10 protein-coding genes are annotated in these 13771 nt (G+C 45.1%); 8 read left to right on the top strand and 2 right to left on the bottom strand.

Features of this window, described 5'->3' with window-relative positions; translation table 11 throughout:
- Positions 1-556 precede the first annotated feature (556 nt).
- Positions 557-1438, top strand: coding sequence for an SDR family oxidoreductase (locus tag B9T16_RS10845; RefSeq protein ID WP_006619383.1), 882 nt, complete (start codon positions 557-559; stop codon positions 1436-1438).
- A gap of 18 nt (positions 1439-1456) precedes the next feature.
- Here B9T16_RS10845 and B9T16_RS10840 read toward each other — a convergent pair whose 3' ends face one another.
- Positions 1457-2758 (bottom strand): MFS transporter, encoded by a 1302-nt coding sequence (locus B9T16_RS10840; RefSeq protein WP_006619382.1) that lies wholly within the window; start codon positions 2756-2758, stop codon positions 1457-1459.
- Between the two features lie 699 nt (positions 2759-3457).
- Between B9T16_RS10840 and B9T16_RS10835 the strand changes: the two genes are divergently transcribed.
- The 7 genes from B9T16_RS10835 to B9T16_RS10805 all read left to right on the top strand — a co-directional run bounded on the left by B9T16_RS10835 (position 3458) and on the right by B9T16_RS10805 (position 12161).
- Entirely contained in the window at positions 3458-5248 is a 1791-nt protein-coding gene (locus tag B9T16_RS10835) for a fatty acyl-AMP ligase (protein WP_410244760.1), read from the top strand.
- A 129-nt stretch (positions 5249-5377) separates the two neighbouring features.
- Complete coding sequence (locus B9T16_RS10830) at positions 5378-6184, top strand: aspartyl/asparaginyl beta-hydroxylase domain-containing protein (protein ID WP_006619380.1); 807 nt, start codon at positions 5378-5380, stop codon at positions 6182-6184.
- A 226-nt stretch (positions 6185-6410) separates the two neighbouring features.
- Complete coding sequence (locus B9T16_RS10825) at positions 6411-8192, top strand: fatty acyl-AMP ligase (RefSeq protein WP_035736018.1); 1782 nt, start codon at positions 6411-6413, stop codon at positions 8190-8192.
- Positions 8193-8357: 165 nt separating this feature from the next.
- Complete coding sequence (locus tag B9T16_RS10820) at positions 8358-8822, top strand: acyl carrier protein (RefSeq protein ID WP_006619378.1); 465 nt, start codon at positions 8358-8360, stop codon at positions 8820-8822.
- On the top strand, positions 8822-10144 hold the full coding sequence (locus B9T16_RS10815; RefSeq protein WP_410244759.1) for an aminotransferase class I/II-fold pyridoxal phosphate-dependent enzyme: 1323 nt from the start codon (positions 8822-8824) through the stop codon (positions 10142-10144). The genes B9T16_RS10820 and B9T16_RS10815 overlap by 1 nt, the downstream gene beginning before the upstream one ends.
- Before the next feature lie 81 nt (positions 10145-10225).
- Positions 10226-11776 carry a B12-binding domain-containing radical SAM protein gene (locus B9T16_RS10810; protein WP_410244758.1) on the top strand — a complete coding sequence of 517 codons (1551 nt, stop codon included), beginning with the start codon at positions 10226-10228 and terminating at the stop codon, positions 11774-11776.
- A 169-nt stretch (positions 11777-11945) separates the two neighbouring features.
- A complete protein-coding gene (locus tag B9T16_RS10805) occupies positions 11946-12161 on the top strand; it encodes a DUF6464 family protein (protein ID WP_006619375.1) in 216 nt (71 codons plus the stop codon).
- On the opposite strand, the gene B9T16_RS10800 is transcribed toward B9T16_RS10805, so the two are convergent.
- Positions 12162-13771 (bottom strand): peptide ligase PGM1-related protein (locus B9T16_RS10800; protein WP_410244757.1); only part of this gene is annotated, 1610 nt, incomplete at its 5' end.

The following is a 13771-nucleotide window of genomic DNA, read 5'->3' as shown; positions in this document are numbered from 1 at the left end:
CGCCCCCCTCACCTATCCCCTTATATTATCGGGCATAGTTAAGTTTTGCTGATAGATAAATCCCCAAGGTTTTGAATTTTAAAATTATGTTAATAATTGTTACAATTTTATTGAGAATTTCTCTCAAACACTTGACGAATTCATGGGGGTTTTGGTATGCTGTAAACAATCGCATCCAAGGGGTTCTTGTGTCCTGACGCAAAAAAAGAGGCTACAACCCTGATTATATCGCGGATTATCAATATTCTCTGGCTAAAACTTAAAATCACGATGCACGAGTTTTGGGGCTAAAGTGGACGGCCAAAAATCTGGCTATTGACAAAAACGCCATTATGTGAATTAAGGTTCATCTGGCGGTTAGGGGGTTGAAGAACTAAGTACATTTCCCCATAGAAATAAATCCCCAAAAAATGATGATTTAGCATTGACAAACCCTGGCACTTGACCTATTATAGAAGCATGGGAATCTGTGGCGGCATATATATAGGATTATCCCCAAAACTATCGACTATTAGGCGGGAAGATAACAGCACCAAAAGCCAGGCAATGAAAAGCGATGAATCAAAAACTGTTAGTGACAGGTGCGAGTGGTTTCTTGGGTTGGAATATATGCCAGGTAGCCAAATCAAGATGGGAAGTTTACGGAACCTATAATTCCAGTCCGGTGACAGATAGTGGTGTCAAATTTATCAAAACTGATTTGACCGTGTTAGGAGACTTAAAGGAGGTATGGGAAGAAATAAAACCCGATGCGGTAATTCATGCAGCGGCGGCTTCAAAACCGAATTTTTGCCAAGAGAACCCAGATATATCTCATAAAATTAACGTGGTAGCGGCTGGGGATATGGCGAGTTTGTGCGGCGCGGCCGGAATTCCTTATGTGTTTACTTCGACTGACCTAGTATTTGATGGTTTGAACCCTCCCTATCGAGAAACTGATCTAGTTTGTCCGATTAACATTTATGGGGAACAGAAAGTGAAAGCGGAGGGGGAAATATTAGCCAGATATCCCCAAGCTGCTATCTGTCGAATGCCTTTAATGTATGGGATAGCGTCGCCCCATGGGGGTAGTTTTATGCAGGGATTTATCAAAACCCTAAAATCGGGAAATTTCCTCAATCTGTTTGAGGATGAGTTTCGCACGCCGGTTAGCGGCACAACGGCGGCGAAGGGGTTACTGTTGGCGATCGAAAAAAAGGTGAATGGGATATTACACCTAGGGGGAAAACAGAGGATATCTCGCTATGAGTTTGGCTTACTAATGGCGCAGGTGCTAGATTTACCAGCGGATAGAATTACGCCAGGAAAGCAACAGGATGTTAAATCGATCGCCCCTCGTTCTCCCGATACATCCCTAGACAGTTCCCAAGCGTTTGATTTAGGATATGAACCCCCTTTAATTGTGGAAGAGTTGGCAGCATTACGGGGTCTAGTTTAAGGTTAACTAGAAACTACATTAGCAGAAGGAGCGATCGCGATCCGGAACCTCGGCTTCCAAACGACGGAGACGAGGACTGCGATAGGCAATAATGACGGCAGCAATATTAATCAAACCGACCCCACACAAAAGCAAAGCGCTTCCCCGTCCGGGTCCCATACCGATAATATGTCCGACTCGATCTGCTAATATTCCCCCAGGCTGCATCATGGGTTCAAAAATGCCATCAACGAGAGGTCCGACGCTGAGTTGTGTTACAACTAATAAGGATTTTTCAAATAACCCTTGTAAAGCGAAAACTCTTCCTTGCAAATATTCAGGAACTTTGCATTGCCAGATGGTTTGGTTGCTGCTGATGACAATGGGCTGGGAGAATAGATAACCAAATCCGCCAATAGCTGCTAAAAATAGGGTAGGTTGAAATCCTCCTAAACATAAACAGAGTCCCTGCAGGGTGACAAACAAGAGAATTCCATTAACTTGGCGTTTTAATCCTCCCCAGGCGCTGACTACTAGGCTACCGAATAACATCCCGCAACCACTAATAGATAACACTATCCCCAATTGGGAACTAGATGCAAAACTTAGAATAATCGGCCAGAAAAGAACTTGGATCATTCCTTCTGTTAGATAAATGACTGCAAAAAATAGCATTAACCCTAACAGTCCCGGACGCGCGGCTACATAATCCCAACCGGAGCTAATTTCCTGCCAGAGCTGTTCAAAATTAAAGGTTTTGCGATCGCTTGATGCTGCTGGTTTCGGATCGGGAAGCCTCACACTCAGCAGAGCAATGGTGGCTAGTAAATAGGTGGCAAAATCAAAGATTAATACGCCCTGCAACTGGACTGCTTCTACTAAAAAGCCGGCAATGGTCGGACCTAAAATCCTAGCGAGTGCCCGCGATATCTGCACCATGCCGTTAGCTCGACCTAAATGCTGTTTGGGGACAATTTGAGCGATCGCTGCCATATAAGCTGGAATGTGGAAGGCGTTAGCTACGGAACTGATGCTAACGGCTATGTAGATATGCCAAATTTCCAGGCTGCCGGACTGTAACAGAATCATCATCCCAATTGCTGTCACACCTGTGGTAGAATCAGCAATTAGCATCACCCAACGTCGGTTCCACCGATCTACTAGCACCCCTGCTATGGGGGAAATTAGCAGGTTGGGTAGATAGGCTAACACCATGATCAGAGCAAACAGAGTTAGAGAACCTGTGGTCTGATAAGCCCACACCCCTAAAGCGAAGTCTGTGATGTATGTGCCGATTACGGAGATAATTTGTCCTAACCAGATTCGCAAGAAGATTTGCATAGTCTATTGATTTATCGAAAATTGGCAGATGCGGGAAAAACAAAGTCAGCCAGCAAATAGTAATAGCTTCCCTGAGTCCCTGTCAATCAAGTGGGTTTGTCATTGCCTCGCATTTATTGACAACGATTTCCCTATTGTGGGCTTTTTCAGTAACTTTGGGGACTATTCAGGAATAAAAAAGTTAATACTGACCTGAGATGAACTATGGTGTTTGGATGGTGTTGGGATTAAGATGAAATGGTGGTGAGGCTTTTATGGCAATTTTTCGGATTTCTAAATGATATCGAAGGGGTCCTGGCCCTGAAAAGCGATATATATGTCCGCACATATTCCCACAATAACATTATATGTCAAGTGCGGCGGTTTGTCAACTGTTTAAAGGTTAATTAAATGCAGGGCGCGTCAAACTGCAGCGGTATCGGTAGCGATCATTATGCGATCGCCATTAAGGTCTGTAGGGGAGGGTTGAAAAACTAGCAAATACCCAGGAAAATTTGGGTCTTGACTTCTTGGGATATGAAGATATGGGCAAAATTTCTATATATATGCCGGCACAGATTCCCATGCTTATATAATAAGTCAAGTCCTGATATTTGTCAATAGAAAATGGATAATTTTGGTAAAAATGTGAGGGAAGTTAAAGGGGGGTAGGAAGTGGCAAAATGTGGTTTGATCAAAAAGATGGGATATGCAGACCAAATGACTGAGTATCAAACGTTAGTAGACCTACTGGGCGATCGCGCCCAAAAATTGAGAGACCAAAACGCCTATACATTTTTAGCGGACGGAGAAACGGAGTCGGGGCGCTTAACCTATGGGGAATTAGACCAACAAGCGAAAGCGATCGCCACAGAAATTCGTCGGCACGTCCCCCCCGGAACCCATGTATTAGTAGTGTATCCTTACACGGCGGGACTAGAATTTATCGCGGCTTTTTTTGGCTGTCTGTATGCGGGGGTAGTGGCGGTGACGGATAACCCACCCCGGTCTAGCCAAGGATTAGGAAAACTGCAAGAACGCATGGAATTATCAGAGGCGAAAATAGCGCTAACGAGTAAACCGCTGCTATCCCATATACAAGGACTATTAAAAAAAGTCCCGGAATTAGGGCCGAAATTCGAGCAACTCCCCTGGATAACTACAGACACCCTAAACCCGAACCTAGGAGAGTCCTGGTCTCCGCCAGACATCAACCCGGAAACCCTAGCATTTCTGCAATATACTTCGGGTTCTACGGGAACACCAAAAGGAGTGATGGTGACTCACCAAAACGTCCTACACAACTCGGAAATTATTGATCAAGCCTTTGAACATACCGAGGAAAGTCAAGGCTTGATCTGGCTACCCCTATTCCACGATATGGGACTTATTGGGGGGGTCATTCAACCGCTATATGGTGGTTTTCCGGTAACGTTAATGTCTCCGGTGGCGCTGGTACAGAAACCAATGAACTGGTTAAAAGCGATATCTCGGTACGCAGCGACGACGAGCGGGGGGCCGAATTTTGCCTATGATTTACTGTGGCGACAGGCGAGCGCTAGTGATCTCAAAAAATTGGATTTAAGTAGCTGGGAGGTGGCATTTTGTGGGGCTGAACCTATCCGCGCGGAAACTTTAGATAATTTTGCGAAAACGTTCGCTGAGTGCGGTTTTCGGCGGGAGGCTTTTTATCCCTGTTATGGTATGGCGGAGACGACTTTATTTATTTCTGGGGGTCGAAAGGCAGATCTTCCGGTGATTCGCTATGTCGATCGCACGGCTTTGGAGGAGAATAAGGTGGTAGCTGTGGAGAGTGATCATCCTGGCGCGAAAGCTGTGGTGGGCTGTGGTCGCGGTTGGCTAGGGGATGAAATTGCTATTGCTAACCCGGAAACGCTCACCCGTTGTGCTGAGGGAGAAGTAGGGGAAATTTGGTTGCGTGGCGGGGGTATTGGTTTGGGTTATTGGAATAACCCCTCGGAAAGCGATCGCACGTTTAAGGCTAAATTAGACAATCAGGGTTCGTTTCTGAGGACGGGTGATCTGGGGTTTTGGCAGAATGGGGAATTATTTATTACGGGTAGAATGAAGGAGATGATGATTCTCTGGGGTCGCAACCATTATCCCCAACATATTGAACAAACTTTGGAAACTTGTCATKATCAGTTACGTCCTGGCTGTGGGGCGGCTTTTTCGATTGAAGTTGAGGAGGAAGAACGTCTGGTGATCGCTTATGAGGTACAACGGCAATTTCTGCGAAAGCTGAATGTGGAGGAGGTTATTGGGGCTATCCGTGAAGCGATCGCTGATCAGCATCTGGCGGATGTTTTTGCGGTAGTATTACTGAAGACTGGAACTCTCCCGAAAACTACCAGCGGTAAGGTTCAACGCCAAGTCTGTCGCCGTCAGTTTCTCGCGGGGACTCTGGAGGTGGTCGGACAATGGCAATATGAAAACTTGCAACAAAGCAATATTTCCGATCTGGTGCGGCGAGAGGGAGTTAACAGTTAATCAACAAAGATCAACCAGCTTAGGCCAGGCGATCGCAACCAGATCTCTTTGGTTGCCCCTGGTCTTGTATAATTAAATATACCTATACTATTATATAGGTGATTAATCAAATCAGGAAAAGTGCTATTTATGACTGAAGTAGGGTTACAGAGCAATTTTAAAGATAAACTGCGAAATTTCTTAGTTTATGGCATTGGGGAACCGATATTAAGAGGGTTAGAAACATCGATTGGTAAATCTTCCAAAATTGGGGATACGGCATTTTTTGACGCTGCCAAATACCCGGAAAATTTCCAATGGGTGGAGCTGTTAGAAAGCCATTGGCATTTAATCCGCGAGGAGGTAGACGAACTGTTAAAATATCGGGATGATTTGCCTAATTTTCAGGATATTTCGCCGGATCAAGCCTATAATGCGAGTACCGATAATCTGTGGAAAACGTACTGTTTATATGGCTATGGAATTAAATCGGCGGAAAGCTGCGATCGCTGTCCGCAAACGGCGGAAATTATCCAAAAAATACCCGGTTTAAAAACGGCATTTTTCTCGATATTATTGCCGGGTAAACATATCCCGGAACATCGAGGACCTTACAAGGGGGTAATTCGGTGTTTATTAGGTTTAAAAGTGCCGGAGCCTAGGGAAAAATGCCGCCTGCGAGTAGGGGATGAAATCCGGCATTGGGAAGAGGGAAAATGTATGTTATTTGATGATTCATTTCCCCATGAGGTGTGGAATGAAACTGATGGAATTCGGGTAGTATTATTCTTGGATATTGTGCGACCATTAAAGTTTCCTTTTTCGGCGGTTAATCAGTTATTGATTAAAGTAATTGCGGCTTCTCCATACATTCAGGAAGCGACGGCGAATCAGAAAAAATGGAACGATCGCCTAGACCAAGTATGGCAGAGAGATCCACAAAATTCCCGACAGTAACCCGGGGTAATTTATCGCCAGTATAATGATTAATCAAAAAACGGCGTAAACTTGAAGCGGGCTATAAGCCTGTAGACTCTAGGGATGTAATTATAGTCCCTAGGGTCAGCCGGAAAAGATGATGTCAGCATCCAATCAACAAAAAAGTTGCCAAAAAATTAAAATAGGTTATATTATCCAAGAGACCGGAAACTTTTTCGCTTACTCAATCACTTATTAAGACTTAATGACTGCTTTCCAACATCCGTTTGATGCAGCAACGTTAATGGAAATATTAAAGGGTCGATCCATCCATCAACCCCATCAAGTTGCTTATAAATTTTTAGTGGATGGAGAAACTGAAACCATCAGTTTAACCTACCAAAAGTTAGACAGAATATGTCGAGCGATCGCCGCCCATCTCCAAAGCATCAGCGAACGGGGAGAGAGAGCATTACTACTATACCAACCGGGCATAGATTATATTACGGCATTTTTTGGCTGTTTGTATGCAGGTATAGTACCAATTCCGGCCTATCCGCCGCGCCCCAACCGCTCGCTGTCCAGGATTATGGGTATCTTAGAAGACGCGGACTCTCACCTAGCCCTAACCACAGAATCTGTGCTACCGAGTCTACAGCGGCAATTTGGGGAGGTTTGGGAACTACAGAAACTGAACTGGGTAGCTACCGATCAGATAGGGGAAAGTTGGAGCGATCGCTATGAGGCTGTAAGCATCGACCCGGAGAGTTTAGCGTTTTTACAATATACATCAGGTTCAACGGCAACCCCGAAAGGGGTAATGATCAGCCACGAGAACCTGATGCACAATTCGGGCTGGATTTATGAGAAATTCGGCCACAACAAGGACAGCATAGGGATGATCTGGCTACCGCCCTATCACGATATGGGGTTAATTGGGGGGATTATCCAGCCCCTATATGGAGGATTTCCGGTGGTGTTAATGTCTCCGCTAATGTTCCTACAACGTCCTATCAGGTGGCTAGAAGCGATATCAAGACATGGTGCGACTACCAGCGGGGGGTCAAACTTTGCTTATGATTTGTGCGTGCGCCGAGTCACGCCAGACCAAATAGAAACCCTAGACCTGAGTAGTTGGGATTTAGCTTTTAATGGGGCTGAACCGATATCCCATGAAGTGCTAGAAAAATTTGCCCGCACTTTTGCTAGTTGTGGATTTAATGCCCAGGCTTTCTATCCCTGCTATGGTATGGCGGAGGCTACCCTAATCGTCAGTGGCGGCGATAAAACTCAACTACCGACGTTGAAAACGATTCAAGCATCATCCCTAGAACAACATCAGGCGATCGCCACCAATGGTCACACAGACAACACTCGTACAGTAGTAGGCTGTGGCTCAAGTTTGGAAGATCAGGCGATCGCCATTGTGGACCCATCCACGGGGATACCCTGTGAACCCGGACAGGTAGGAGAAATTTGGGTATCAGGACCAAGTATCGCCCAAGGTTACTGGAATCGACCATCAGAAACCGAGTCCATCTTTAGTCAATATCTAGCCACCACCGGAGAAGGACCATTTTTGCGGACTGGAGATTTAGGCTTCATCGAAAACGGCGAACTATTTATTACTGGTCGCCTGAAAGATGTAATTATCATTAACGGCCGCAACCATTATCCCCAAGACATAGAATGGACGGTTGAACAAAGTCACCCCTTGATCCGTCCTAGTTGTGCAGCAGGATTTTCCGTAGATATAGGGGGGGAAGAAAGGTTAGTGGTGATTGCAGAAGTAGAACGCTACTATTGGAAACGGCAATCTAGTCCTAGTCGTGAAACCTCAAGGGGTGTTTCCAGGGAGGAATCCTTTAGCACCAAGGATCTAATTCAATCAATCCGCCGTGCCGTTTCCCAAAACCATGATTTGCAAGTTTATACTACCTTGCTACTAAAACCTGGAAGCATTCCCAAAACATCAAGTGGTAAGATCCAACGTCATGCTTGCCGTGCTGGTTTCCTAGCGGGGACTTTGGAGGTAGTCGAAGACTGAACTTATTGTGTCCGTTAGAGGTAACAGAAACAGCAAAGGATTGATCAGATCGGCTTCGTGGCACAATAACCGTCTAGGTGCGATTTAAGATTCACCGCCGACGGGCTGCCTAATCTGCCCCGGAATCTTGCATAGCCAGCCTAAAATGTGATGGAGGAGTGAATAGTGCAAGTGTTGAACCACTCTTGGAATGGAAAAGATATTGACCAACTGGGTAGCCAATCTAAATCGCCTAAGTCTGTGGGGTTGTCCCCTGATGCGGAAGCGATCCAAGGTTGGTTAATTAACCAACTAGCCCAGAGATTGGGGTTAAATGCAGATGAGATTGATGTTGATGAAGATTTTGCCAATTACGGCCTTAATTCTATTGAGGCGGTTAATTTATCTGGAGATCTGGAAAATCAATTTGGACGTAGACTTCCCCCTACCTTGCTCTGGGATTATCCCACGATTAAGGCGATCGCTGATTATCTAGCCCAGGATACTACCCCTATGGCGACAGCTTTCAGCAGCGGTCAGTCTGTGAGTCCACAACAGGCACAGCAACTACTGGAAAGACTTAACCAAATGTCTGATGCTGAAGTAGACTCCCTGCTGAATTCAATGTTGTCTGAACAGGAAAATCATTAATGACCAATATATCCGATCGCACCGCTAACCTTTCACCACAACAAAAACGGGATCTCCTAGCCGAATTGTTGCGCCAAAGAGCCACGACCCAAACCCTACCTGATATTCCGCCGGAATACTATCGGTTTGAACTGTATCCAGAATACCTGAAAATCAAACAGCAACAACAGGAAATCGCGGCTCTGGGGATTGATAACCCCTTTTTTACCCCCCAAGAAGGTATCGCCAGCAACACGACGATTATTAACGGTCGTGAGTTAATTAACTATGCTACCTATAACTATTTGGGGATGTCTGGTGATCCGATAGTTTCCCAAGCTACGAAGGATGCTATAGACCGCTATGGTACATCGGCTTCCGCCAGCCGCCTGCTTTCGGGTGAAAAACCTATTCATCGGGAGTTAGAAAAGGCGATCGCCAATTTTATCGGCACCCAAGACAGCATCGTTTATGTTGGCGGTCATGCTACCAATGTCACCACCGTTGGTCATCTGTTTGGACAAAATGACCTGATTCTCCATGATGTCCTCAGCCATAATAGTCTATTACAAGGCTGTTTGCTTTCGGGAGCCACTACTATTGCTTTTCCCCATAATGATTGGGAAAGCCTGCGCCGAATTCTCCAAGACCGCCGCCACCGTTATAGACGGACTTTAATCCTGATAGAAGGCATTTATAGCACTGATGGTGATATTCCTGAGCTACCCAGGTTTATTGAGTTAAAACAAGAATATAAAGCCTTTCTGATGGTGGATGAAGCCCATTCTATTGGGGTATTAGGTCAACAGGGCAGAGGCCTGAGTGAACACTTTGGCGTTAACCCCAATGATGTAGATTTGTGGATGGGAACCCTGAGCAAATCTTTCGCTAGTTGTGGGGGATATATTGCGGGGTCTAGTGCCTTGGTGGAATACTTGAAATATACGGCCCCCGGTTTTGTCTACAGCGTGGGTATTTCGCCACCTAACGCGGCATCGGTTTTGGCTTCGATTAATGTGTTAACATCAGAACCAGAACGGGTGCAAAGACTGCGCGATCGTGGTCAATTGTTCCTGAATCTCGCTAAACAACATAATTTAAACACAGGAACCAGCAAAGATTCGCCCATTATTCCGATTATTGTGGGCGATTCCCTGGCTTCTGTGCAACTGTCCCAAAATCTGTTTCATAGGGGTATTAACGTCCCGTTTATGTTCTATCCTTCGGTTCCTCAAAATGCAGCCCGTCTGCGTTTTTTTGTGACCTGTCAGCATACGGAAGAACAAATTCATCAAACTGTGGAAATTATCACGGAAGAAATCGCAAAAATGGCGGTTTCTTAAAAGTCTGAGATACCATCCAATTCCTATCTAATTTATCGTTAATCCGGTGCATTATTCCATGAGAGTTTACTAATTTATCCAGTGTTTCCTAGAACCTTCTGGTCCTACGACAAAATTCTGGAACTGGTTGATCGCAAAGTCCTGTTACCTCCCCTAGGGCTGATCACCGTAGCCGCAATTTTGCCCCAAGAATGGGAATTTAAGCTGGTCGATCGCAATGTGCGATCAGTCACAGAAGCAGAATGGGAATGGGCAGAATTAGTGATTTTGTCGGCCATGATCGTCCAAAAAAATGATTTCCTTGCCCAAATTCAGGAAGCCAAAAAACGCGGCAAAATGGTCGCTGTTGGGGGGCCTTTCCCGACCGCACTCCCCCACGAAGCCGAAAAAATGGGGGCTGATTTTCTAGTGCTAGACGAGGGAGAAATTACCCTCCCTATGTTTGTAGCAGCCCTGGAAAGAGGGGAAACTCAGGGAATATTACGCGCCGCTAATGGCGAAAAACCTGATGTCACTAATACCCCAATTCCTAGGTTTGATTTGTTGGAGAAACAAGCCTATGATATGATGGCTTTACAATTCTCCAGGGGCTGCCCGTTTCAGTGCGAATTCTGCGATATTATTGTACTATATGGTCGCAAACCTCGCACGAAAGCGCCGGAGCAGTTAGTGGCGGAACTAGATCGCCTCCTGGAACTAGGATTTACTCAAACTATCTTTTTAGTTGATGATAACTTCATTGGGAATAAACGCAATGTAAAATTGCTGCTTCCGGTGTTGAAAGAATGGATGGAAAAAAATAACTATCCCTTCCGTATGATGACAGAAGCATCAGTTGATCTCGCCCAAGACCAAGAATTAATGAACATGATGGTAGAGGCGAATTTCTATGCGGTTTTCCTGGGAATTGAAACCCCGGACGAAGCTAGTCTCGCGCTGACTAAAAAATTCCAAAATACCCGTAATTCCCTAGTTGATGCTGTGGATAATATTACCAGGTCGGGGCTGCGGGTGATGGCTGGTTTTATTATTGGTTTTGATGGGGAAAAATCTGGGGCGGGCGATCGCATTATCCAATTTGTAGAAACTACGGCTATTCCAGTGGCTATGTTTAGTATGCTACAAGTTCTCCCTAATACGGGATTATGGCATCGTTTAAAGAAAGAAGGGAGACTGCTGGAAGGATCGGAAACCGCCAATATTAACCAGACTACTCTGATGAATTTTGTTCCGACTCGTCCCATTGAGGAAATTGCACAGGAATATATAGACGGTTTTTGGAAACTATACGATCCGCAAGTGTTTCTCGATCGCACCCACCGCTATTATCTGAAACTGGGCGCACCTCGTCGGAAAAAAGCCGGGGGAAGAACCCTAAGTTGGAAAACTATAAAAGCCTTGTCAATTCTGCTGTGGCGACAGGGAGTAGTCCGCAAAACTCGCTGGACTTTTTGGATTTATCTACTGGATATTATCCGTAAAAATCCCGGTGTTGTGGAAATGTATCTAGTCATGTGCGCTCACTTTGAACACTTCTACGACTATCGAAAAGAAGTGCGCCAGCAAATCGAATCACAACTGGCTGAATATGTTAAGAAAAAACAGGAGTTAGAATTGCTCAAAGTAGCTTAACTCCAATCCGGCGGGTTGGGGTGGTAATCACGACTACCCCTTAACCCGTTTCCAGGAAGCTCTGGCTGATAGTCTAAGACACCTGGGGGCTTTTGTGATGAAAAACACCAGCCGATAGGATAAGATATAGATAGAGTCTATATTATGATCATTTACGCAAAACTCGGCGATGAATAACCTAGGTATGGAAAGGATGCGGCTACAGTCCCATCGACAAATCAAACGGTTTATAGAACATCACGAACAGCGTTATAACCTGCTATCAAAGACGGTTAATAAACAGGCTACCTGTAAATTTAACGCTAACTCAGCATTTTTGCTATGTGCTGTTAATCCTACAGGTCCCTGTTCTAGCTGTAATCATTATCAACCGAAACAACCCTAATTAATAAACAGATTCTGATAAATGTTTAGAGACTGTTCCCGGGTTTGGGGATGGCTCTAATGTGTCTTCTGACTGTTCGATCGCCTGAGTTTCTCGATCTAAAACCGCTACAATGCGAACGTAGATTTCCTGTGCTTGTGTGGGAGAGTCGCCAATACAGGTTAAACCGAGTTTCCCGAATTGAGACAGACAGCCGATTAAGTGAAACACGGTTCCGGTTTCTGTTCGATTGTTAAAATGCAGATGATATTGGGCGATAATATCCATTAAATCATTGGGTAAAAGACCTCGATAATGATGGTTCTGAAGATTATCTGAGGCGATATAGTATTTGGGTTGTTTATGCTGACTATAGAATAAGCCAGTATGGCGATCGTATTGACCATTAGTTAATAATTGGAGGGTCATAAAGGGATGAGTTGTGCCACCTCGCCGCAGGTTAATTTCAATGGCTTGGAGTTCCCATTGAGCCTCTGGTGTATGTGGTGGACGAACGGCAATAAAATCTAAACCAAATCTTTCGAGGGCTCCTTTTTGGGCTAAGATTTTACCAACTTTTTCGCCTAAGTCTTGCAGTTGTAATCGATAGGCTGGGTCAGCGGGGAAACTACAACCCTGGAAAATTTGACCATCTGGACCTCCGAGAATTTGATCATGGGTAGATAGAACTTGTACCTCCCCGGAAGGGTAAATCTGACATTGAACACTGGGCGATCGCTTAATGTCTCCTTCGATAAAGGCTTCGACAATTGCGCCTAAGTCGGGAATTCTGCTACGGAAACTCGACCAGGTTTCATGGCTGGCTTGAAAACTTAAATTCACGAAGCGATCGCGAATTTTGGCGATCCTTTGATGGGGGGGAATGTCGCCAATTCCTTGGAGGTTAAGGATAGCATTGCCTTCGCCAGAAAAGCCTTCATTGAGCTTAATTACTGCTCGTTTTAACTGGGGTTGTCGTTCCCATAAAGCGTTAACTTCTGCGGCTAAAGCTGTTTCATTCCAGACTAATTGACTGCCGTCTGGGTGGGGAATATTGGCTTGTGCGAAAATCTGACGACTGCCGCTTTTGGTTCCCCAGTAGGCTAAATCTGGGTCAGAAGCCCAGAGGGGAATTTGTAATTTAACTGATAATTCTCGTTCCCATTGAGTAGAGTTAAAACAGACCATATAGGTGCGTTTAGGTCGCAAAACTTGGCGTATTCTTTCGACTAACCGGGGACGTTCTAGGATTTTTTCGGTGAGGGATCGATTAGAGGAATCGTAGGTAGAAAATAATAGTAGGCGATCGCGGGCGTGAGAAAAGGGAATCCCAGGCATTAAATGCAGATAATAGTCAATAACGCTGGGGTGAAGGGGTTGGGAGGTGACATAAATTAATCTAACTCTAGGATTTCGTAAACGAGTCAGAGAAAACAGAAATCTCTCCTCATACTGATGAACTCCGGGAATTTTCTGCTGTTGCTGCTGATCTAAGGTGAGGGATGGAATGACTAATACATCAAAATCCTCAAATCTCAGGTTTCCCCCTTGACTGAAAGACTCTCGGAGTTGATGTTGCAATGCTTGAAACTGATTTACTATTTCCGGTGGCGATCGATAATCTTCGGTCA

Origin of the sequence: Arthrospira sp. PCC 8006 (genome assembly GCF_046480465.1) — a bacterium.
Taxonomy (GTDB): domain Bacteria; phylum Cyanobacteriota; class Cyanobacteriia; order Cyanobacteriales; family Microcoleaceae; genus Limnospira; species Limnospira platensis.
Note: the sequence above shows the minus strand (reverse complement) of the source record. Positions and strands in the feature narration are given on the sequence as shown.

Coding starts and splice junctions, on each gene's coding strand:
- B9T16_RS10845 (WP_006619383.1), top strand. CDS start 557: ATGAATCAAAAACTGTTAGTGACAGGTGCGAGTGGTTTCTTGGGTTGG.
- B9T16_RS10840 (WP_006619382.1), bottom strand. CDS start 2,758: ATGCAAATCTTCTTGCGAATCTGGTTAGGACAAATTATCTCCGTAATC.
- B9T16_RS10830 (WP_006619380.1), top strand. CDS start 5,378: ATGACTGAAGTAGGGTTACAGAGCAATTTTAAAGATAAACTGCGAAAT.
- B9T16_RS10825 (WP_035736018.1), top strand. CDS start 6,411: ATGACTGCTTTCCAACATCCGTTTGATGCAGCAACGTTAATGGAAATA.
- B9T16_RS10815 (WP_410244759.1), top strand. CDS start 8,822: ATGACCAATATATCCGATCGCACCGCTAACCTTTCACCACAACAAAAA.
- B9T16_RS10805 (WP_006619375.1), top strand. CDS start 11,946: ATGAATAACCTAGGTATGGAAAGGATGCGGCTACAGTCCCATCGACAA.